This is a genomic window from Inquilinus ginsengisoli, from assembly GCF_050434925.1.
Taxonomy (GTDB): Bacteria; Pseudomonadota; Alphaproteobacteria; order DSM-16000; family Inquilinaceae; genus Inquilinus; species Inquilinus ginsengisoli_B.
Genome location: NZ_JBNDJK010000001.1, coordinates 7,461,989 through 7,483,622 on the forward strand (window position 1 = coordinate 7,461,989; position 21,634 = coordinate 7,483,622).

A 21,634-nucleotide genomic window follows, 5' to 3' on the forward strand; every position below is an offset into this window, starting at 1 on the left:
TCCCTTGTTGTCTGCCGGCGGCGGGATGGTCCGCCACCGGCGATGATCCCGCGGTTATGCCTCCGCAGCCGTCTCGATCGCCCGCCAGCCGGACAGCTTCACGGCCCGGTCCAGTGCGGCCCGTGCCGGTGCCGCCTGGGCGATGGGCGTCAGCGCCTCGACCCCGTCGGCATGGCGGCGCAAGGCCGACAGCCCGTCCTGCAGGGCACCGACAGCGCGCAGCAGCAGGCTGGACGGATACGACACCTGGGTGAAGCCCATGGCGCCCAGATCCGCCGGCGACAGCCAGGGCGTGTCGCCGCCTTCGAACATCGCGGCGGACAGAAAGGCGCCCTTGAATGCCGCGCCGACCCGGCGGTAGTCGGCCTCGGTGCGCAGGCCGGCGATGAAGACGCCGTCCACGCCCAGCGCCAGGAACCGCTCCGCCCGGCGCATAGCGGCGTCGAGGCCGAGCGGGCCGTAGGCGTCGGTGCGGCCGATGACGAAGGTCTCGGGGTTGCGGCGGACCGCCAGCGCCGTGCGCAGCTTGGCCTCGATCACCGCCTCGTCCGCCACCGCCGCGGCCTTCTCGGCCCGCTGCTGCTTGCGGTCGCGATCCTGGTCCTCGAGCAGGAAGCCGCTGACGCCGATGGCCTCATAGGCGGCGACGGTGCGGGCCACGCTCTTGACGTCGCCATAGCCGTCATCGGCATCGGCCAGGAACGGCAGGCAGGAGGCGGCGGCGATGTCGCGCAGCCCGTCCACCATGTCGGTCAGGCCGATCAGGCCGATGTCGGGGTAGGCGTGTCGCGCGGCCAGCAGGGCCGAGCCGCCGACCGTGAAGGCGTTGAAGCCGGCATCCTCGATCAGCCGGGCCGACAGGGCGTCATGCGCCAGCGGCGTGACCAGCGGCGTCTCGCGCTCGAGCGCATGGCGGAAGGACGGTCTCGTCACGGTCTCATCCCTATTCGGCGGCGGGGTAGAGCCAGGCGCGCTCGGCGCCGGCGGCGATGTAATAGGCTTCGATCTCGTCGGCATGGCGCAGGGTGGTGTCGATCGCGTCATCGCCACGGATCAGCGGATCGGCCAGCGACGCCGGCACGCGAATATCGTAGCCGGTGCCATCGGGCGCGGTGATCCGGCGCGACGGCAGGTCGACGCGGAAAACCGGACGGTCGGCATGGCGGCCAGCGGACTGCGCCAGCGCCGCCAGCGTCGCCGGTTCGACCAGCCCGGCCAGCAGGCCGCTGCGGAAGGCGTTCTCGTAGAAGATGTCGGCGAAGCTGGGGGCCAGCACGCAGCGGATGCCGAACTGCAGCAGCGCCCAGACCGCGGCCTCCCGCGACGAGCCGCAGCCGAAATTCTCGTCGGCCAGCAGGATCCGCGCCGACCGGAAGGGCGGGCGGTTCAGCACGAAATCCGGCCGTTCCCGCCCGTCCGCGTCGTAGCGGTCGCCGCCGAACAGGCCGCGGCCATAGTCGGCGGTGGCCGTGCGCAGCCAGGCGGAGGGGATGATCGCATCGGTGTTGATGTTGGCCGACAGCATCGTCGCCATGACGCCTTCGACGGCAGTGAAAGGCTGTCTCATGCTGGGCGCATCTTTCGGACGTCGGCAATGCGGCCGCTGAGCGCGGCGGCGGCGGCCATGGCGGGGCTGGCCAGATGGGTGCGGCTGCGCGGTCCCTGGCGGTTCTCGAAATTGCGGTTGGAAGTGGCAATGCAGCGGGCGCCGGGCGGTACCACATCCTCGTTGATGCTGACGCACATCGAGCAGCCGGCATCGCGCCACTCGAAACCGGCGTCGCGGAACACCCGGTCCAGCCCCCGCGCCTCCGCCTCGGCCTTCACCGCCATCGACCCGGGTACGACCAGCGCCCGCACGCCGGGCGCCACCCGCCGCCCCCGCGCCACCGCCGCGGCGGCTTCGAGGTCTGACAGCCGCGAATTGGTGCAGGAGCCGATGAAGGCGACGTCGATCGGGATGCTGTCCAGCGGCGTGCCCGGTTCCAGCCCCATGTAGCGCAATGCCGCGGCGGCAAGGTCGCGCCGCTTGGCGTCGGCGAAGCCGGCGGGATCGGGCACCCGCTCGTCAACGCCCGAGACATCCTGCGGCGAGGTCCCCCAGGTGACCTGTGGCGCCACGCGGCTGCAGTCGATGGCGACCTCGCGGTCGAATTCGGCACCGTCATCGGTGCGCAGCGCCCGCCAGACGGCGGCCGCCTGATCGAACGCCTCGCCGCGCGGCGCGAATTCACGGCCGCGGACGTAGTCGATGATCTTCTCGTCCGGCGCCACCAGGCCGAACCGGGCGCCGAGCTCGATCGACATGTTGCAGAGGGTCAGCCGTGCCTCGACCGACAGCGCCTCGATCGCGGACCCGGCATATTCGACGGCGCAGCCGCGGCCGGCGGCGATGCCGTGCTCGCCCATCACCCGCAGGATCAGGTCCTTGGCGGTGACGCCGTCCCCTGCCCTGCCCTCGAACCGGACCCGCATCCGCCGCGGCCGCGCCATGGCCAGGGTCTGCGTCGCCAGAACATGCTCGACCTCACTGGTGCCGACGCCGATGCCGATGGCCCCGAGGCCGCCGACCGTGGAGGTGTGGCTGTCGCCGCAGGCCAGGACGCAGCCGGGCAGCGCCAGGCCGAGCTCCGGCCCAATCACATGGACGATGCCCTGGCGCGGGTCGTCCACGCCGAAGTGCCGGATCTGGTTCTCACCGGAGTTGCGGCGCATCAGCCCCAGCAGCTCGCGCCCGGTCGGGTTGCTGTCCTCGGTGCGACCCGGCGCGGTCGAGACGATGTGATCCTGGGTCGCGACCGTCAGCTCGGGATGCCGTACCGCGCGGCCGGCCCGGCGCAGCCCTTCGAAGGCCGGCGCGCTCGTCGTCTCCTGCAGCACATGCCGGTCGACGAAGATCAGGTCGCGGCCGTCGTCCAGCCGCCGGATGAGATGAGAGGCCCAGATTTTCTCGAAGACGGTTGATGGCTTGAAGGGGGGCAGCGGCGCCGCGCCGCGCGGCTCACCGGTCATGGCCGGGGAGGTCCCGCCAGGGCGGGCAGAAGGGCTGGCGCGAGGCTGGCATCATGGTCCTCCCTGCCGGCGCCTGCATCGGCAGGCCGTCCCGGCGCGGTCCCTCATGGCTCGTGCCCTGCAGAAATCGACAGGCAGTGCCATGCGTATGATGCAGGCTAGCGCCCGCTCTCCGCGACGAATAGAGTCAATTTGCTCATATTTATCTCAGGAAAACTCAGAGCAAATGAACCGCCGCCTGCCGCCGCTGAACGCCCTACGCGCCTTCGAATCCGCTGCCCGGAACGGCAGCCTGACCCGCGCGGCGCAGGAGCTGTCGGTCACCCAGGGCGCGGTCAGCCGCCATGTCTCGCAGCTGGAGGAGTGGCTGGGGCTGCGGCTATGCGCGCGCATCCGGCGCGGCATCGAGATCACGCCGGAGGGCGCGGCCCTGGCCGCTGTGCTGGGCACCGCCTTCGACCAGATCGAGACCCAGGTGCACCGCCTGCGGCACCATCGTCCGGCCGGCAACACCCTGCGAATCAAGCTGCCGCCGACCTTCGCCATCCGCTGGTTCGTGCCCCGCCTGGCACGGTTCCATGCGCTGAACCGGCACATCGACGTGCAGATCACGACATCGCACCAGACGGTCGATTTCGATCGCGAGGACATCGACATCTGCATCCATTCCGGCCCGGCGCCGCTGACCGGCCTGGCCTGCCGCCGGCTGTTCGGCGAGACCCTGCTGCCGGTGTGCAGCCCCGGCCTGCTGCAGCGGACCGGGACGCCGGCCGACCCCGCCGACCTGTCGCGCCACGTCCTGCTGTGCTCCCTCCACCGGCCCGACGACTGGCCGACCTGGCTGGATGCGGCGGGGGTGACGGCGGTCGACGGCAACAGCGGGCTGAAGTTCGAGAACTCGGCGCTGGCCTACCAGGCGGCGGTCGACGAGCTCGGCATCGTCATGGCGCAGCGCGCCTTCGTCGAGGAGGATCTGCGCACCGGCCGGCTGGTCGAGCCGCTGGGGCTGCGGGCCAAGACCGGCAGCGGCTACTACCTCGTCTATCCCCCGCCACAGCGCAGCGCCCCACTGATCAAGGCGTTCGAGCAGTGGATCCTGCAGGAAGCCGGCGCGATGGAGGAGTCCGGTTGATCGCCCGGCCCTTCCTATCGAGAGGACGCCAGCGGCAGCCCGGCTCGGGCCAGTCCATCGCCACCAGCTGCCCGGCGCCGGACAGGGTGATGTAGGCGGTCCTCCGGTCCGGCCCGCCGAAACAGATGTTGGTGACGATCGGGTCCTCCGGCAGCATGACCTGGTTCAGCACGGTGCCGTCCGGGGCGATCACGGTGATGCAGCCGGTGATCAGCGTGGCGACGCAGATGTTGCACCCGGCGTTGCCTTCACTCGCCCGACCCATAGCGGCCTTACCTGCTGACCTCAACCTATGCCCGATTAACGTCTACTGGTTGATCGGGCCGCAACTGTCGCCCAGGACCAGCGCGGGCTGGAACACAACGTTGCGCGGCGGCAGCCCCAGGCCCCGGTCGATCCGGTCGACCAGCAGCCGCAGCGCTTCGTTGGTCATGTCGCCGACCGGATGCTCCGTCCGGGTCAGCCGCGGCCGCAGGCCGCCGATCCCGGGGATGGTGTCGGTCGATGCAATCGAGATGTCGTCCGGGCAGCGCAGGCCGAGATCGACCATGGCCCGCATCGCACCGAGGGCCATGACACCGTTGGCAACATAGAGCGCGGATGGCCGGTCGGGCAGCAAAAGCAATTCGCGCGCGACGGAATAGGCCACATCCTCCCGGAACTCGCCGCTGCGGACATGCTCGGGCTGTGGGGCAATGCCACGGGCCGCCATCGCCTGCACCATGCCGTCGAGCCGGCCACGGCCGGTGGTCAGGTGCAGGGGCCCCGTGATCGTGCCGATCCGGCGGTGGCCGAGGTCGAGCAGGTAGTTCGTGACCTGCTTCGCCGCCGAGACGTTGTCGAGCGTCACGGTGTCGGACCGGTCGTCGTCGACGGTGCGGCCGAACAGGACCATGGGCATCGAATTGCCCTCGAAATCCCGCCGAAGATAGTGCGACGGCAGCCCGACCGGAACCAGGACGACTCCGTCGCAGGACAGCATCCTGATCCGGGACAGGGCCCGGCGCTCCGCATCCGGCTTTTCATCGCTGTTGAACACGACGAGCGAATAGCCCCAGGCGGCGACCGCCGCTTCGGCCGCGCAGACGATGCGGGCAAAGAAGGGGTTCGCCAGATCCGCCACGACCAGCGCGATCAACTGGCTGCGCCCTCGCTTCAGATTGCGGGCCACCGCCGACGGCGCATACTTCAATTCGCTGATGGCGGCCAGCACGCGGGTCCGCAGCGACGGGCTGACATAGGCGGTCTCGTTGACCACGGCGGAGACCGTGGCGGTCGAGACCTCCGCCAGCCGTGCGACATCTTTGATGGTTGCCACCGAACGCTCAACTAATCGTTTCGCCAACTTTCGCCGATAGTGAACTCCCTGTCCAGCAGGCATATATCGAATTTTAGGCTTGCATGAGCGAACAAGATTGCGGAGTTTAGCGAAACGGTTAGATGGCGTTCGCTGGCTCTTGCGCGACGCGCCGCGATGGGAGGAAGATCATGAAAACCCCGCTGCTCGGCATCCTCGCCGCAATCCTGGTGCTGCCGGCCGGCGCTGTCGTGGCACAGGACAAGCCGCTGCTCGGCGTCGTTTCAATCGCCGCGACCGAGGCCAACAACGTCCGCTACATCGCCGGTGCGACCGCGGCGGCGAAGGAGCTGGGCTGGGAGGTGTCGGTGATCGACGCCGCCGGCAACGCCGACCAGGCCAATGCCGCGATCCAGAACTTCGTGCAGCGCGGCGCCGGCGCGGTTGTCGACATGGTGTTCCCCTATTCCTCAATCGGCGCCGGCCTGGCCGCGGCCAAGGATGCGGGCATACCGGTCGTGACCTGGGGCGGCGGGCTGGGCAGCAGCGTGGCCGCCACCAACGGATCCGGCGCCCCGCTGGCCCAACCCGTCATCGACAAGCTGGTCGCCGATCTCGGCGGCAAGGGCAGTGTCCTGGCCCTCACCTACCGGACCGGCGAGGTCTGCCGGAACCGGGAGTCGCTGTTCGACGAGATCGTTGCCAAGAGCCCCGGCATCACCGTCACCAAGAACGAAGTACGGATCCCCGGATATTTCCAGGACGGCGCGGAATACGCCAATGCCTGGCTGGCCTCCCACCCGCAGGGCGACGAGCCCCTGGCGATCTGGGGCTGCTGGGACGACCCGGCGATCGGCGCCATCGGATCGCTGCGGCAGCAGGGTCGCGACGACGTCAAGGTGTACGGCGTCAACGGCAACGCCCAGGCCATCGAGAACATCCGCAGCGGCCATATGGACGCGACGGCATGGGAAGACAGCTACACCGAGGGCTACCAGATGGTGAAGCTGCTGGTCGACATCAAAGCCGCCGGCGCGAGCTGGACCCCGAAGGCGGTCGAAGTGCCCGCCGTCCTGGTCACCAAGGACACGGTCGAGCAGTTCGTGAAGGACCATCCCGAGGCGCTGGGCAAGTGAGCGGCCGGCGGCGAAAGACGGTCGGGCGGCGCCTGATGCCGGGCTCCGCATGAACACCCCTGACCATCCCCGGGCCCCGGCGGGCCCGGCGCCCTTCCTGGTCGCCCGGGACGTGGCGAAATCCTATGGTGGCGTCCAGGCGCTGAAGGGGGTTTCGCTCTCCCTCGACGCCGGGCGGGTCCATGGCCTCGTCGGGGCCAACGGCGCCGGCAAGTCGACGCTGATCCGGGTGCTCGCCGGCCTGACCCACCCGGATGCCGGCGAGGTGCGGATCGACGGCGCGGCCGTGGCCATCGCCTCGCCGCAGGACGCGACCGCCCTGGGCTTGGGCTTCATCCATCAGGAACTGGCCTTCGTTCCCGGCATGACGGTGCTGGAGAACATCATGCTCGGCGTCCCGAAGAAGCGTCGCCTGGGCATGGTCGACTGGGCGGCGATCGAACGGGACGTGGCGCCGATCGCCCGTCGGGTCGGCATCACCGCGTCGCTGCACGCCGATGCGAAGCGGCTGTCGATCGCCGAGAACTGGCTGATCAGCATCTGCCGGGCGCTGGTGCGCAAGGCGCGGCTGATCGTGATGGACGAGCCGACGGCATCGCTGTCGGCGAGCGAGAGCGAGAGGCTGTTCGGCATCATCGGGGATCTGACCGCCTCCGGCGTCGCCATCCTCTACGTGTCGCATCGGCTGGACGAGATCCTGCGGCTGTGCCACCGCGTCACCGTGTTCCGCGACGGCCGGTCGGTGGCCGAGATCCACAAGGATGCGTTGAGCCGGGCCGCGCTGGTCGATGCCATCGTCGGCGGCGAGACCAGGCCGGCGGACACGGCCCGCGGCGCGCGGGCCGGCGGTGACGTCGTGCTGCGGGTGTCGGGCCTGGCCCGCCAACCCCGGGTCCAGGACGTCAGCTTCGAGCTGCGCCGCGGCGAGGTGCTTGGCATCGGCGGGCTGGTCGGCGCCGGCCGCACCGAGCTGGCGCGGCTGATCTACGGCGCGGACCGGGCCGAGGCCGGGACCATGGTGCTGGACGGCGCGCCCTTCGCCCCGCGCAGCCCCGGCCAGGCGGTCGCGGCCGGGCTGGGGCTGGTGCCGGAGGAGCGTCGGGCCGAGGGGCTGGTCCTGACCAAGAGCGTCGCCTTCAACCTGCAGATCGCCAATCTGCGGCAGATCATCCGCGCTCCCGCGCTGCCCCTGATCAGCCATCGGCGGCGGGAGGCGTCGTCGCTGAAGATCGTCCGCGATCTTGCCATCAAGACCCGCGGCATCGACACGCCGGTCGGGCGGCTGAGCGGCGGCAACCAGCAGAAGGTGGTGATCGGCCGCTGGCTGCTGCGCGGGCCCAAGGTCCTGATCCTGGACGAGCCGACGCGCGGCGTCGACATCGGGTCCCGCGGCGAGATCCATCGCCTGCTGCGCGGCCTCGCCGCCCGCGGCATGTCCATCCTGGTCATCTCGTCCGAACCGGACGAGTTGCCCGATCTGTGCGACCGCGTCCTGGTCATGGCCGAAGGCCGGATCGTACGGGAGCTGACGGGGCGCGCGATCACGCGCAATTCCATTGTCGAGGCCAGCTACGCCGCCGGCAATGCCGCGGCCGGGGCCATGGCCGAAAGGAGTGTCCGATGACGCAGACCGCCGCCGCGAGCCGCCGTCTGTCGCCGCAGTCGAAGCTGGCCCTGGGCCTGTTCGCCCGCTATGCCACCATCCTCGGGCTGGTGCTGATGATCCTGGCGTTCTCGGTCCTCTCCCCCCGCGCCTTCCCGACGGTCAACAACTTCACCAATGTGCTGAACCAGGCGTCCCTGGCGATGATCATCGCCGGCGGGCTGACCCTGGCGGTGGTGGTGGGCGAGCTGGACCTGTCGATCGGCTTCGCCGCCAGCCTGCACGGCGTGCTGGTCACCGGGCTGATCGTCGGCAACGGCCTGCCGATCCCGGTCGCCATCCTGATCGTGCTGGCGCTCGGCGCACTGATCGGCCTGGTCAACGGCGTGATCGTGACCAAGATCAAGGTCAATTCGGTGATCGCCACCCTGGGCGTCGGCACCATCCTGACCGGCCTGTCCTTCGCCTATTCCGCCGGAGTCCCGATCGTCTCGGGCGTGCCGGAGGCGTTCCTGCAGATCTCGCTTGGCCGCTGGCTGTTCGGCATTCCCAACAACATCATCATCATGGCGCTGGTGCTCGGCGCCCTGTGGATCCTCGTCGAGCGCACTGCGCTGGGGCAGGAAATCCAGGCGGTCGGCGGCAACCCGGCGGCGGCGCGCCTGGCCGGCATCAATGTCGACCGCATCAAGACGCTGGGCTTCGTCGTCTCCGGCATGTGCGCGGCACTGACCGGCATCCTGCTCGCTTCGCGCCTGGGCAGCGGCACCACCAGCGCCGCCGACAGCTATCTGCTGACCGCCTTCGCCGCCGTCTTCCTCGGCTCCGCCACCTTGCGCGATGGCGAATTCCATGTTCTGGGCACGATGGTGGGTGCCCTGATCATTGCCTTCGGCTTCAACGGGCTGAACATCTTCGGCGCCCCAACTTATTCCCAGTACGTGTTGCAGGGCGCCATTCTCATCATCGCCGTCGGGCTTTCCAGCCTCGGGCGGACGATTGCGGAACGCTAGGAGATCTCGGCATGCCATCGTCATCGAACCCGACCTGGGACGTCCATATCGTCGAATTCGCCCGTTCGAAGGACCAGCCGATGGCCAGCCTGGTCCACGGCACCCATGACGAGGGCGTGGTCGACCTGCCCTTCTCCTTCGTGCTGGCCCGGCGGGCCGGCCGGATCGTCCTGGTCGACACCGGCTTCATGAAGGAGGGCAGCGGCGCGGAGATGAGCGTGCGCTTCGGCATCCCCGACTGGATCTCGCCGCTGCGCATGCTGGCCGAGCTGGAGGTGGCGCCGGAGGCGGTCACGGACATCGTGCTGAGCCACGCGCATTTCGACCATATGGGCTCGATCGGCAAGTTCCCGAACGCGCAGATCTACATCCAGAAGCGCGAGATCCTGAGCTGGGTCGAGGCGATGGCCCTGCCCCCGCGCTTCGGCTTCCTGACCCAGATCATCAACCCGGATGATCTGAGGCGGGCCTTCGACGCCTCGGTCGAGCACCGGCTGCATCTGATCGACGGCGACCGCGACGATATCCTGCCCGGGCTGCATCTGCGCCTGGGTGAAGGCCACACGCTGGGCCAGCAATTCGTGATCCTCGAGACCGTCCGCGGCCGCCTCGTCGTCTCCGGCGACTGCGTCTACGCCGCGCGCAATGTCTGCGGCCACAATCATGACGGCGTCTACGTGCCCCTGGCCAACGGCGTCGGCAGCGTGTGGGAGCAGTTGAAGACGATAGACCGGATCAACACCGCCATCGACGGCGACATGAGCCGCCTGATCATCCTGCACGACAGCGACCGCTGGAGCGGCCTGCCCGTGGTCAGGGAGATCGAAGGATTCCGGATCGTGAAGGCGGCATAGACCGGGATCGGGAAGAGCACCGGCGTTCGGGTCGAGCCGTCCGGCTGGCCTCGGCGGCGCCCCGCCCGGCGGCATGCCCGAAACAGGCCGTCATAGCCGGGTTCCTGAAGCGGTCACAACCGGAGGCGACCCGAGGCTGCGGCTGGACAGCCTCCCCTATAGTCGCACAGACGCGCGAGGACGGGACCAGTGGCGATCCGGCCTCCGGGTGCGGGGTCCGCTTCCGGGCGAGGTCGGATCATCGGAGATGTCCGCTTCGGGAAGCCGGCCGGGTCGCGGGGATCGTCGGCACCGAGCCATGAGCGCTCAATGGCATTACGGGTTCGAGAAGCGCGCTGCTGCACAGCTTGCCGCTTCCCAGGCCGAGCTCAGAGGTACTTGGTTTGTACCGAAGTGGCGACCCCTACGGGATTCGAACCCGTGTTACCGCCGTGAAAGGGCGGTGTCCTAGGCCTCTAGACGAAGGGGTCGGCGCGGCGCAGAGACCTAACCGCAGCGGCCGCGGAAATCAAGCGCTTTCCGCCCCCCAGAGCGGCGCCACGTCGTCGATGAACAGCTGCACCCGGACATTGCCGTTCCAGCGGTCCAGCCGCAGCGTGCCGGCAACATGCAGCAGCGCGTCGCGGCGCAGCAGCGCCTGGCCCACCGGCTGGTCGGCGCAGCGGAAGGCGATCGCCCGCAGCCGGCCGCCATCGGGCCCGACCAAGGTGCAGGCGACATGGCCGCCGCTGCCGACCACCGACGCCGCCACCACCCGCACCCGCGGCAGGGCGAACCGCGGCTCCGGGTTGCCGGCGCCGTAGGGGCCAAGACGGCACAGCGTCTCCGCCAGCTCGACCGTCGCCGCCTCGACCACCAGCGTGCCGTCGAGCTCGACCAGCGGCACCATCGGCTCCCCCGGCTGCGCCGCCACCTGGCCGTCGATATGCTCGGTCAGATAGGCGCGCAGTTCGGCCACTCGCTCCTGCCGCACGGTGAAGCCCGCCGCCATGCGGTGGCCGCCGCCCGACAAAAGAAGGCCAGCCTGGCGCGCCGCGATCACCGCGGCGCCGAGATCGACCCCCGGCACCGAACGGCCCGACGCCTTGCCGATGCCGCCCTCGACCCCGACGACGCAGGACGGACGGCCGTAGCGCTCGCGCAGCCGGCCGGCGACGATGCCGACCACGCCCGGGTGCCAGCCCTCGCCCGCGATCACGATCACGGGTCCCGAATCCGCGGCCTCGACCTGGGCGATCGCCGCGGCCATCACCTCGGCCTCGACCGTCTTGCGGTCGACATTGTGCTCGTCCAGCAGCGCCGCGATCCGCGCCGCCTCGGCCTTGTCCTCGGTTGCCAGCAGCCGGGCGCCGAGGTCGGCCCGGCCGATGCGGCCGCCGGCATTGATCCGCGGCCCCAGGATGTAGCCGACGTGATAGGCATCGACCGTCTCGGTCACCCGCGCCACATCGGCCAGGGCGGCCAGGCCGGTGTTGCGGCGCTGCGCCAACACCTTCAGCCCCTGCCCCACCAGCGCCCGGTTGAGCCCGGTCAGCGGCACCACGTCGCAGATGGTGCCAAGCGCCACCAGGTCGAGCAACGCCATCAGGTCCGGCTCCGCCCGCCCAACTCCACTTGAGGATGCGAACACGCCCGCCTTGCGCAGCGTGCGGTTGAGCGCCACCAGCACCAGGAAGGTGACGCCGCAGGCGGCGAGCTGCCCCAGCCCCGGATCCTGGTCCAGCCGGTTCGGGTTGACCACCGCCGACACCTTGGGCAGGCGCGGCTCCGCCGTATGGTGGTCGATCACCACGACGTCGAGGCCTGAGGCCGCGGCACCTTCCAGCGCGTCGAAGGCGGTGGTGCCGCAATCGACCGTCACCGCCAGCCCGGCGCCGCCGGTGCGCAGCTTCTCCAGCGCCTGGGCGTTCGGGCCGTAGCCCTCGGCGATGCGGTCGGGGATGTGGATCTGCGGCTCGACCCCCACCGCGCGCAGATAGCGGGTCATGAGCGCGGTCGAGGTGGCGCCGTCGACATCATAGTCGCCGAACACGGCGATGCCCTCGCCGCCGGTCACCGCCCGGGCGATGCGCTCGGCGGCGCGGTCCATGTCGCGCAGCACCGAGGGGTCGGGCAGCAGCGCCCGCAGCGTCGGATTGAGGAAGGCGGGCGCGTCGTCCAGCCCGACGCCGCGCGCCGCCAGCACCCGGGCGACGATCTCCGGCAGGGCGTGGCGCTGGGACAGGGCCAGCGCCAGCCGGTCGTCGGCGGCGCGGCCGATCCAGCGCGCGCCCTTGGCGGAGCGTTCGACGCCGAACAGCGCCGGCGCGCTCACCGCCCCCGCCTTGTGGTCATCGCCAGCCCCTCCCCGGCCGCCCCCGTCGGCCGCCATCCGCCGGCCTTAGCCGCCGACGAACTCGAACCCGGCCTTGCGGCGGAAATCGTGGCGCGCCTCGATGGTGCGGACCGTGCCGCTCTTCGACCGCATCACGATCGAATGGGTGATCGCGCCGCCCGGGATCAGGCGGACGCCGCGCAGCATTGGGCCGGTGGTGACGCCGGTGGCCGCGAACATGACGTCGCCGCCGGCCAGATCCATCAGCCCGTAGACGCGGCTGAAATCCTCGATGCCCTGGCGCTTGGCGCGCTCGCGCTCGTCATCGTTGCGGAACAAGAGGCGGCCCTGCATCTGGCCGCCGATGCAGCGCAGCGCCGAGGCCGCCAGCACGCCCTCGGGTGCGCCGCCGGTGCCGAGATACATGTCGACGCCGGCCTCGGGCGTGGACGTGGCGATGACACCGGAGACGTCGCCGTCGGAGATCAGCATGATCCGGGCGCCGGCCTCGCGCACGCGGGCGATCAACTCCTGATGCCGCGGCCGGTCCAGCACGCAGACCACGAGGTCGGACACCGAGACCCGCTTGGCCAGGGCCAGCGCCTTCAGATTCTGCGCCGGGCTGGAATCGATGTCGATCAGGTCCTTCGGCAGGTCGCCGCCGACCGCGATCTTGTCCATGTAGACATCGGGCGCCTTCAGGAAGCCGCCCTTGTTGGCCATGGCGATGACCGCCAGCGCGTTCGGGCCGCCCTTGGCGGTGATGGTGGTGCCCTCCAGCGGGTCCAGCGCGATATCGATCTCCGGCCCGTCGCCGGCGCCGACCTTCTCCCCGATATAGAGCATCGGCGCCTCGTCGCGCTCGCCCTCGCCGATCACCACCTCGCCCTCGATCGCCAGGCTGTTCAGCGCCTGCCGCATCGCGTCGACCGCCGCCTGGTCCGCCTGGCGCTCGTCGCCGCGGCCCATCAGCCGCGACGCGGAGAGGGCTGCGGCTTCCGTCACCCGCACCACCTCGAGCGCGAGGTTGCGGTCCATCACCTGGGACTTGGTTTCCGGCCGTTTCATCGTCTCTCCGATCCTCTCGGTCTCGTCTCCGCCGCATCCGGCCCTTGCGGGCGGCGGCGGACACATCGTGCGACGGGTGTACCGGCTTTCAACCGCAGCCGGTACCGGGAATGATCACAAGTCTTCGATGCGAATGACATGCGGCGGCTCCAGCACCGCGTCCAGCGCGCCCAGCGCCGCCAGCAGCCGGGCCATCGCCGCCTCGTCCGTCTCATGGGTGACGATCACCAGCGGCACCGCGTCGCCCGGCGACCGGCCGCGCTGCAGCAGGCTTTCGACCGAGATCTGCTGGTCGCGCATCGCCGCGGCCACGTCGGCGATCACGCCCGGCCGATCCACCACCATCAGCCGCAGATAGTAGGCACCGCGGCGATGATCCATCGGCAGCACCACGGCGCGCTCGAGCCGGGCGGCCGGGATGCCCAGGACCGACACCTTCAGGCCGCGGGCGAGATCGACCAGGTCGGCGACCACGGCCGACGCGGTCGGGCCGGCGCCGGCGCCGCGGCCGGTCATCATCACCTGGCCGACGAAGTCGCCCTGCGCCACAACGGCGTTGAACACACCCTCGACATGGGCGATCGGCGAGGCCTCGGCCACCATGCAGGGATGGACCCGCAGCGACAGCCCTTCGTCGGTGCGCCGGGCGATGCCGAGCAGCTTGATGCGGTAGCCCAGCTCCTGCGCATAGGCGATGTCGAGCGCCGAGATCTGGCGGATGCCCTCGATGTGCAGGTCGTCGAACTCGACCCGGGCGTTGAAGGCCAGGGCCGCCAGCACCGCCAGCTTGTGGGCGGCGTCGACGCCGTCGACGTCGAAGCTGGGATCGGCCTCGGCATAGCCCAGCTTCTGCGCCTCGGTCAGCACCTCCGAGAACTCGCGGCCCGTGGTCCGCATCTCGGTCAGGATGTAGTTGCAGGTGCCGTTGAGGATGCCGAACACGCCGTCGATGCGGTTGCCGGCCAGCCCCTCGCGCAGCCCCTTGATCGCCGGGATGCCGCCGGCCACGGCCGCCTCGAAGGCCAGGGCCACGCCGGCCTCCTCGGCCCGGGCGGCGAGGTCGGCGCCATGCACGGCCAGCAGCGCCTTGTTGGCGGTGACGACCTGCTTGCCATGGCCGATCGCGGTCTCGCACACCGCCTTGGCGATGCCGTTGGCGCCGCCGATCAGCTCGACCACCACGTCGATCTCAGGATCGGCGGCCAGCGCCACCGCGTCGTCGTACCAGCGCACCCCGTCCAGCGGGACACCGCGATCGCGATGACGGTCGCGGGCCGAGACGGCGGCGACGACGATGCGCCGGCCGCTGCGCTGGGCCAGCAGGTCGGCATGGGCCTGCAGCAGCCGCAGCACGCCGCCGCCGACCGTGCCGAGGCCGGCGATGCCGATGCGAAGCACGGGGGTCACGATACCGCCTTGAGGCTGACCGGCTGCGGGTCGTTGCGGCGCCGGCTCAGGAAGGTCTTGATCGCCTTGCAGGCCTGGCGGATGCGCTGGTGGTTCTCGACCAGGGCGATGCGGACATGGCCGTCGCCGTATTCGCCGAAGCCGACGCCCGGCGCCACGGCCACCCCGGCCTCCTCCAGCAGCAGCTTGGAGAAGGCGAGCGACCCCATGCTGGCGAAAGCCTCCGGGATCGGCGCCCAGACGAACATGCTGGCCTCGGGCTTCTCCACCGGCCAGCCGGCGGCGCGCAGCCCCTCGATCAGCGTGTCGCGGCGCAGGCGATAGCGCGCCCGCATCTCGTCGACGAAATCCTGCGGCCCGTTGATCGCCGCCGTCGCCGCCACCTGCAGCGGGGTGAAGGCGCCGTAGTCGACATAGGACTTGACCCGCGCCAGCGCCGCGATCAGCCGCTTGTTGCCGGCGGCAAAGCCGATGCGCCAGCCGGCCATCGAATAAGTCTTGCTCAGCGAGGTGAACTCGACCGCGATGTCGCGCGCCTCGGGGATCGCCAGGATCGAAGGCGGCGGCGCCGTGTCGAAATAGATCTCGGCATAAGCCAGGTCGGACAGGATCCAGATGCCGTGCTGGCGGCAGAACTGGACGATCGGCCGGTAAAATTCGAGATCCACCACCTCGGCGGTCGGGTTCGACGGGTAGTTCAGCACCAGCGCAGTCGGCTTCGGCACGCTGTGCCGCACCGCCCGCTCCAGCACCTCGAGGAAGCTGCCCCCAGGCGCGACCGGCGGCAGCGACCGCACCGACGCGCCAGCGATGATGAAGCCGAACATGTGGATCGGGTAGCTGGGGTTCGGCACCAGGATGATGTCGCCCGGGCTGGTGATGGCCTGGGCCAGGTTGGCCAGGCCTTCCTTCGACCCGATGGTGACGACGATCTCGCTCTCGGGATCGAGCTCGACCCCGAAGCGGCGCTGGTAGTAGGCGGCCTGGGCCCGGCGCAGCCCCGGGATGCCGCGCGAGGTCGAATAGCCGTGGCTGCGCGGGTTCTGCGCCGCCTCGGTCAGCTTCTCGATCACATGCTTCGGCGGCGGCCCGTCCGGATTGCCCATGCCGAGATCGATGATGTCCTCGCCCCGAGCTCGCGCCGCCGCCTTCATCGCGTTCACCTCGGCGAACACATAGGGCGGCAGGCGCTTGATTCGGTGGAAGTCCTGATCGGTCATCGACGTATCCCCCCGACGCCCGTCGGGGCGTCCGGTGCAGAGCTTATTGGGCGAGGTAGATTTCGACGCGGGCGGCCTGGCCGTCGGTGATGTTCGGCCGGGTGTCGGCCGAGCCGCCAGTGACGATTCGGGCCGGATCGACGCCGGCCGCTCGCAGCGCCGCCGCCACCGCCTCGGCCCGCGCCTTGGCCTGGGCCGCGCCGTCGCCGGCGCCGTAGCCGACCACCCGCAGCTTGGGGCTCTGCGCCGTCTTGGCGACATTCTCGATGGTGCTGTTGGCCGAGGCCGGCAGCGCCGTGCTGCCGCCGTCGAACTTGACCGTGCCGGCGACCCGGTTGTTGAAGCTGAAGGCCGGCTTCGCCTCCGCCGCCGGAGCTGCCGCGGCCTGGCCGGCCGGCTTGTTGCCGAAGCTGAGCGCGCCGGGCGCGCCCGAGGCGGCGCGGTCGGCTTCGAGCTGGCTGCGCACCGCGGCCTGCTGCTCCGGCGTCGGCAGGTCGGTCGGCTTCTCCGGCACCGTGGCGAGATTGGGATAGGCCTGTTCCGAGGCCGGGCGCGGCATCGAGTCCATCGCCGGCGGGGCGGCGGTGTTGCGGCGCTGGCCGAAGGTCAACGGCGCCACCGTGCCGGTCGGCTGCTGCTGTTGTGCCTGCTGCGCCGCCGCCTGCTGCTGCGCGGCCTGCTGCTGCCGCTGGAAGGCGGCCTGGCGCTGCGCCTCGATCTGCGCCCGGCGCTGCTGCTGCGCCCCGGCCTGCTGCTGCGCCTGCTGGGCCCGGGCCTGCTGCATCGCCGCGCGGTCGGCGTCGGTCTGCGCCATGGCCGGCAGCGAATAGGTCTTGGTGTCGCCCGCCTGCGCCGTGCCCAGGGGGCCGCCGACGCTGGGCACCGGCGCCGGCTCGGCCGGCCCGAGCGGCGTGACCTCGGCGGTCTCGACCTTCGGCACGGAGGCCTGGACGTCGCCCGCATAGGGCGTGCCGTCGAAGATGCGGCCGCCGCAGCCCGCGAGGACGAGGCCCAGGGCGACGGTGACAACGGCGCCACGGACCGGAAGGCCGGGGCGGGCGGAAGTGATCATGAGAGAGCCGGTGCGACGCATGGGGCACGTGCCTAGCACACTTCGTTGAAAGGGTGGACTGGAAAGAGGATGGCCGTGCAAAGTGGCAGATAAGCGGCATTCGACACCCGAATCCGCGCCTCGGGCAACGCCGCCGCAGACCGGAGATCCTTCCTCATGACCGAGCGCGCCCGCACCGCCCCCACCCGGACGAAGTCCGGCGAAGCTGTGCCTGAGAGCCGGACGAAGTCCGGCGAAGCGGAGCCCAAGGCCCGGACGAAGTCCGGCGAAGCCGAGCCGACCGTCCAGGCCAAACCCGGCACGCCCGCGCCCGAGACCCCGCCCGCAGCGGACCCCGCCGAGCTGGGCCGCCGGATGATCGAGATCGGCGAGCGCAGCGCCCGGCTGATCACCGCCTTCCTGGAGAAGCAGGGCCGCACCGAGGCGCCGGAGCTCGACCCGCTCAACATCGGCTCGGCCTTCCTGGCCATGACCCAGCGGCTGATGGCCGACCCGACCCGGCTGATGCAGGCCCAGATGTCGCTGTGGCAGGACTACGCCACGCTGTGGAGCCGCACCGCCCAGCGCATGCTGGGCCAGGAGGCGGAGCCGGTGGTGGCGGCGGAGAAGGGCGACAAGCGCTTCAAGGACCCGGCCTGGAGCGAGGTCGCGGTGTTCGACTTCATCAAGCAGTCCTACCTGCTGACCGCGCGCTGGCTGCAGGGGTCGGTGCGCGAGGTCGAGGGGCTGGACGCCAAGAGCGCGAAGAAGGTCGACTTCTATACCAGGCAGTTCATCGACGCGATGTCGCCGTCGAACTTCGTCGCCACCAACCCCGAGGTGCTGCGCAGCACGGTGGAGTCGCGCGGCGAGAACCTGGTCAAGGGCCTCGAGAACATGCTGGCCGACCTGGAGCGCGGCCAGGGCCGGCTGGCCATCACCATGACCGACCGCAGCGCCTTCGAGATCGGCCGCAACATTGCCGTCACCCCCGGCAAGGTGGTGTTCGAGACCGAGCTGATGCAGCTGATCCAGTACGACCCGGCGACCGAGACGGTGGCGCGGCGGCCGCTGCTGATCATCCCGCCCTGGATCAACAAGTTCTACATCCTCGACCTGAAGCCGCAGAACAGCCTGATCCGCTGGGCGGTCGAGCAGGGCCACACCGTCTTCGTCGTCTCCTGGGTCAACCCGGACGGGCAGCTGGCGGACAAGAGCTTCGCCGACTACATGCTGGAGGGGTCGCTGGCGGCGCTCGGCGCGATCGAGCAGGCGACCGGCGAGCGCGAGGTCAACGTCATCGGCTACTGCCTGGGCGGCACGCTGCTGGCTTGCACCCTGGCCTGGATGACGGCCAAGGGCGAGGCGGACCGGGTCAAGAGCGCCACCTACCTGACCACGCTGACCGACTTCACCGATCCGGGCGAGCTCGGCATCTTCGTCGACGAGGAGCAACTGCGGACGATCGAGACGAAGATGTCCGGCAAGGGCTATCTCGAAGGCTCGGCGATGGCCACGACCTTCAACCTGCTGCGCGCCAACGACCTGATCTGGTCCTTCGTCGTCAGCAACTACCTTCTGGGCAAGGACCCCTTCCCTTTCGACCTGCTGTACTGGAACAGCGACGCGACGCGGATGCCGGCCGCGATGCACAGCTTCTACCTGCGCAACATGTACCAGGAGAACCGGCTGGCGCAGCCCGGCGGCATCACCCTGGCCGGGGTGCCGATCGACCTGACCACGGTGAAGACCCCGACCTTCATGCTGTCGACCCGCGACGACCATATCGCGCCCTGGGCCTCGACCTATGCCGGGACCCAGCTGTTCGGCGGACCGGTGCGCTTCTGCCTCAGCGCCTCGGGCCACATCGCCGGGGTGGTCAACCCGCCGGCGGCGAAGAAGTACTGCCACTGGGTCAACACGCGGACGCCGAAGACCCCGGAAGCCTGGCTCCAGGCCGCCGAGCAGGTCGAGGGCTCGTGGTGGCCGGAATGGCAGAAATGGATCGCCCGCCACGCCGGCGGCCAGGTCCCGGCCCGGCAGCCGGGCGACGGCGGGCTGGCCCCGATCGAGGACGCTCCCGGGCGTTATGTGCGGGCGACCTGAGGCCACCCCACTCTCGTCATGGCGAGCCCCGCAGGGGCGAGGCCATCCAGGCGGTACCGGTCTCTGGATGGCCACGGCGCTTCGCGCCTCGCCATGACGGTTTCGGAACTGTCGCAGTGAATTAAGCCGCCAGGACCGCCACCCGCCCATAGGCCCGGCGCAGCTCGGGCAGGCGGTCGCCTTCCAGCACCCGGTCGAGATGGATCTCGGGCCGGGACGCGGCGGCGAGGACGACGCGGTAGAGATGGGTCCACAGCCCGGCGCCGCGATGCACCACGGCGTACAGGATCTCGCGCCGATGCGGGTCGCGCGGGGCCGGACAAGGGCGCTCGTCGAGCCGCTCGACGGTGTCGCCGGGATTGGCCAGCGGGATCTCGGCGGAACGGAATGCAGACATGAAAAACCCTCCATCGCGGTTGCGAGGAGGGCTGACGCGCGGCTTTCGACCCGTTTGGTTGCCGGTCCGGCCGCATCGCCCCTCTTGCGAGAGGCCACCACCTTGCCCGGGAGGCAGGTTGGCGTGGGCGTCAGCCCAGCTCTGGATGCGAAGCCGGGTTTAGCGCGGGCCGCGGCGCGGCGCAAGAGGGATAGAGTGCCCTTGCCTCCGCCCCCCGGATCGTCCGACCCTGGCCCGTCCTCCAGCGGCGAGCCAGCGATGTCCGATCCCTCCCGGCCGGTGCCCGATCTTTTCGCAGCGCGGCCGAACGCCTATGACCGCTTCACCCGGGCCGAATGGGCGGCGCTGCGGGCCTCGACACCGATGGCGCTGACCGAGGCCGAGCTGGCCGAGCTGCGCGGGCTGAACGAGCCGGTGTCGCCGGCCGATGTCGCCGACATCCTGCTGCCGCTGTCCCGCCTGCTGAACCTGCACGTCGCCGCCGCCCGAGCGCTCGACGGGGTGCAGGACGCCTTCCTCGGCCGGCCCGGCCCGCCGCCGCCCTACATCATCGGCATCGCCGGCAGCGTCGCCGTCGGCAAGAGCACCTTCGCCCGGCTGCTGCGCCTGCTGCTGTCGCGCTGGCCCGACCATCCGCGGGTCGAGCTGGTGACCACCGACGGCTTCCTGTGGCCGAAGACGGTGCTGGAGGAGCGCGGGCTGATGCGCCGCAAGGGCTTCCCTGAGAGCTATGACCTGCGCCGTATGATCGGCTTCCTGGCCGCGGTGAAGTCCGGCCGGCCGGAGGTCGAGGCGCCGGTCTATTCCCATCTCGCCTACGACATCCTGCCCGGCGCGAAGCAGGTGATCCGCCGGCCGGACATCCTGGTCTTCGAGGGGCTGAACGTGCTGCAGGCCCCGGCAAGGGCCTCGGTCGTCACCTCCGACTTCTTCGACTTCTCGGTCTATGTCGACGCCGAGGAGGAGGACATCGCCCGCTGGTTCGTCGAGCGCCGCCTGCTGCTGCAGCGTACCGCGTTCCGGGACCCCTCCTCCTACTTCCATCACCAGCGCGACCTGCCGGAGGCGGAGGCCCGCCGCGTCGCCCGCGAGATCTGGGACCGGATCAACGGGGTCAACCTGCGCGAGAACATCCTTCCCACCCGGCAGCGCGCCCGGCTGGTGCTGCACAAATCCGCCGACCACTCGGTCGACGCCGTCGCCCTGCGCCGGATGTAGCCATGGACCTGCGCCTCGGACCCCTGATCGGATCGGGCAAGGAGGCCGAGGTCTTCGACGCCGGCGACCGGGTGGTCAAGCTGTACCGGAAAACCGCGAAGGCGCCGAAGCGGGCGGCGTTTCGCGAGGCCTCGATCCTGGCGCTGGTCGAATCGCTCGGGCTGCCCGTGCCGTCGGTCCATGTCGTCGGGCAGGTCGACGGCCGCTGGGGCATCGCCATGACTCGGGCCGAAGGTCCATCCCTTGCCGACGCGATTCGTAGCCCCGACCAGGTGCCAGCCTGCCTGGAGCGGATGGCCCGGCTGCAGATCGCGATCCACAGCCGGCCAGGGACGCATCTCGGCAGCCTGAAGGCGAGGCTGGCGGCGAATATCGCCGGGATGCCGGACGAGGCGTTGCGGCGCCGGCTGCTGCACGGCCTGGCCGCGCTGCCGGAGGGCGACCGCCTGTGCCATGGCGACTTCCACCCCTGGAACATCCTGGGGCCGCCGGGCCGGGAGGTCGTGGTCGACTGGCTGGATGCCTGCACCGGCGACCCGGCGGCCGATGTCTGCCGCTCCTATGTGCTGATCCGGCCGGTGGCGCCCGACCTGGCCATGGCCTATGTTGAGACCTACGCCGTGGCTGCGGGCGAAGGCCGGGACCGGATTCTCGCCTGGCTGCCCTTCGTCGCCGCCGCCCGCCTGGCCGAGGGCGTGCCGGACGAGACCGAGGCGCTGATGGCGATGGCCGGGTCAGGATCGCTGCCGTGAGCCGGCTTGGAAGGGCCGCAAATGGCTGCGTCCGGGCCGATTTTGCCGTCGAAC

The 21,634-nt window shown here is 70.5% G+C and carries 19 protein-coding genes, 1 tRNA gene and 1 riboswitch; of the genes, 8 read left to right on the forward strand and 12 right to left on the reverse strand.

Translation table 11 applies throughout. The features are described from left to right. Positions 1 to 54: 54 nt before the first annotated feature. From QFZ27_RS34900 to leuC, 3 genes are read right to left on the reverse strand one after another with little or no spacing between them, the layout of a single operon-like run. Entirely contained in the window at positions 55 to 933 is an 879-nt protein-coding gene (locus tag QFZ27_RS34900; protein ID WP_429231216.1) for an isocitrate lyase/PEP mutase family protein, read from the reverse strand. A gap of 10 nt (positions 934 to 943) precedes the next feature. After that, positions 944 to 1,567, reverse strand: coding sequence for a 3-isopropylmalate dehydratase small subunit (gene leuD, locus QFZ27_RS34905; RefSeq protein ID WP_429231217.1), 624 nt, complete (start codon positions 1,565 to 1,567; stop codon positions 944 to 946). Beyond that, positions 1,564 to 3,012, reverse strand: a complete 1,449-nt coding sequence (leuC, locus tag QFZ27_RS34910; RefSeq protein WP_429231219.1) for a 3-isopropylmalate dehydratase large subunit — start codon at positions 3,010 to 3,012, stop codon at positions 1,564 to 1,566. Before leuC ends, leuD begins: the two co-directional genes overlap by 4 nt. Before the next feature lie 226 nt (positions 3,013 to 3,238). Here leuC and gcvA point away from each other — a divergent pair, with 226 nt between their 5' ends. Further along, positions 3,239 to 4,144 carry a transcriptional regulator GcvA gene (gcvA, locus tag QFZ27_RS34915; protein ID WP_429231221.1) on the forward strand — a complete coding sequence of 302 codons (906 nt, stop codon included), beginning with the start codon at positions 3,239 to 3,241 and terminating at the stop codon, positions 4,142 to 4,144. On the opposite strand, the gene QFZ27_RS34920 is transcribed toward gcvA, so the two are convergent. Together QFZ27_RS34920 and QFZ27_RS34925 are read right to left on the reverse strand one after the other, a co-directional pair. After that, complete coding sequence (locus QFZ27_RS34920) at positions 4,086 to 4,409, reverse strand: SMP-30/gluconolactonase/LRE family protein (RefSeq protein WP_429231222.1); 324 nt, start codon at positions 4,407 to 4,409, stop codon at positions 4,086 to 4,088. The two genes, gcvA and QFZ27_RS34920, sit on opposite strands and share 59 nt — an antisense overlap. A gap of 42 nt (positions 4,410 to 4,451) precedes the next feature. Continuing rightward, a complete protein-coding gene (locus QFZ27_RS34925) occupies positions 4,452 to 5,462 on the reverse strand; it encodes a LacI family DNA-binding transcriptional regulator (RefSeq protein ID WP_429231224.1) in 1,011 nt (336 codons plus the stop codon). A gap of 170 nt (positions 5,463 to 5,632) precedes the next feature. Between QFZ27_RS34925 and QFZ27_RS34930 the strand changes: the two genes are divergently transcribed. From QFZ27_RS34930 to QFZ27_RS34945, 4 genes are read left to right on the forward strand one after another with little or no spacing between them, the layout of a single operon-like run. Continuing rightward, positions 5,633 to 6,577 (forward strand): sugar ABC transporter substrate-binding protein, encoded by a 945-nt coding sequence (locus QFZ27_RS34930; RefSeq protein WP_429231226.1) that lies wholly within the window; start codon positions 5,633 to 5,635, stop codon positions 6,575 to 6,577. 49 nt (positions 6,578 to 6,626) lie between these two features. Beyond that, a complete protein-coding gene (locus QFZ27_RS34935) occupies positions 6,627 to 8,201 on the forward strand; it encodes a sugar ABC transporter ATP-binding protein (RefSeq protein WP_429231228.1) in 1,575 nt (524 codons plus the stop codon). Further along, positions 8,198 to 9,193, forward strand: coding sequence for an ABC transporter permease (locus QFZ27_RS34940; RefSeq protein WP_429231230.1), 996 nt, complete (start codon positions 8,198 to 8,200; stop codon positions 9,191 to 9,193). Before QFZ27_RS34935 ends, QFZ27_RS34940 begins: the two co-directional genes overlap by 4 nt. Positions 9,194 to 9,204: 11 nt before the next feature. Then, a complete protein-coding gene (locus QFZ27_RS34945; RefSeq protein WP_429231232.1) occupies positions 9,205 to 10,047 on the forward strand; it encodes an N-acyl homoserine lactonase family protein in 843 nt (280 codons plus the stop codon). A 394-nt stretch (positions 10,048 to 10,441) separates the two neighbouring features. Here the strand turns inward: QFZ27_RS34945 and QFZ27_RS34950 are convergent. From QFZ27_RS34950 to QFZ27_RS34975, 6 genes are all read right to left on the reverse strand, one after another. Continuing rightward, positions 10,442 to 10,517, reverse strand: a tRNA-Glu gene (locus QFZ27_RS34950). A gap of 38 nt (positions 10,518 to 10,555) precedes the next feature. Continuing rightward, positions 10,556 to 12,361 (reverse strand): single-stranded-DNA-specific exonuclease RecJ, encoded by a 1,806-nt coding sequence (gene recJ, locus QFZ27_RS34955; RefSeq protein ID WP_429231233.1) that lies wholly within the window; start codon positions 12,359 to 12,361, stop codon positions 10,556 to 10,558. A 66-nt stretch (positions 12,362 to 12,427) separates the two neighbouring features. After that, the gene (gene glpX, locus QFZ27_RS34960) at positions 12,428 to 13,399 is read right to left on the reverse strand and encodes a class II fructose-bisphosphatase (RefSeq protein ID WP_429232523.1); all 972 of its coding nucleotides are present in this window, start codon (positions 13,397 to 13,399) and stop codon (positions 12,428 to 12,430) included. 144 nt (positions 13,400 to 13,543) lie between these two features. Then, positions 13,544 to 14,836 (reverse strand): homoserine dehydrogenase, encoded by a 1,293-nt coding sequence (locus tag QFZ27_RS34965; protein WP_429231234.1) that lies wholly within the window; start codon positions 14,834 to 14,836, stop codon positions 13,544 to 13,546. Beyond that, entirely contained in the window at positions 14,833 to 16,056 is a 1,224-nt protein-coding gene (locus tag QFZ27_RS34970; RefSeq protein ID WP_429231236.1) for an LL-diaminopimelate aminotransferase, read from the reverse strand. The genes QFZ27_RS34965 and QFZ27_RS34970 overlap by 4 nt, the downstream gene beginning before the upstream one ends. Positions 16,057 to 16,099: 43 nt before the next feature. Then, positions 16,100 to 17,128, reverse strand: coding sequence for an OmpA family protein (locus QFZ27_RS34975; RefSeq protein WP_429231238.1), 1,029 nt, complete (start codon positions 17,126 to 17,128; stop codon positions 16,100 to 16,102). Positions 17,129 to 17,482: 354 nt separating this feature from the next. On the opposite strand from QFZ27_RS34975, the gene phaC reads away from it, so the two are divergent. Then, positions 17,483 to 19,213: a class I poly(R)-hydroxyalkanoic acid synthase gene (gene phaC, locus QFZ27_RS34980; RefSeq protein WP_429232524.1), complete on the forward strand. Its 1,731-nt coding sequence runs from the start codon at positions 17,483 to 17,485 to the stop codon at positions 19,211 to 19,213. Positions 19,214 to 19,334: 121 nt separating this feature from the next. Here phaC and QFZ27_RS34985 read toward each other — a convergent pair whose 3' ends face one another. Continuing rightward, positions 19,335 to 19,610 (reverse strand): hypothetical protein, encoded by a 276-nt coding sequence (locus QFZ27_RS34985; RefSeq protein WP_429231239.1) that lies wholly within the window; start codon positions 19,608 to 19,610, stop codon positions 19,335 to 19,337. A 44-nt stretch (positions 19,611 to 19,654) separates the two neighbouring features. Further along, positions 19,655 to 19,764: riboswitch (SAM-I-IV-variant riboswitch) on the reverse strand. Positions 19,765 to 19,868: 104 nt separating this feature from the next. On the opposite strand from QFZ27_RS34985, the gene coaA reads away from it, so the two are divergent. Both coaA and QFZ27_RS34995 read left to right on the forward strand, forming a co-directional pair. Beyond that, positions 19,869 to 20,828, forward strand: a complete 960-nt coding sequence (gene coaA, locus QFZ27_RS34990; protein WP_429231241.1) for a type I pantothenate kinase — start codon at positions 19,869 to 19,871, stop codon at positions 20,826 to 20,828. Between the two features lie 2 nt (positions 20,829 to 20,830). Continuing rightward, the gene (locus QFZ27_RS34995; RefSeq protein WP_429231243.1) at positions 20,831 to 21,580 is read left to right on the forward strand and encodes a phosphotransferase family protein; all 750 of its coding nucleotides are present in this window, start codon (positions 20,831 to 20,833) and stop codon (positions 21,578 to 21,580) included. Positions 21,581 to 21,634 lie beyond the last annotated feature (54 nt).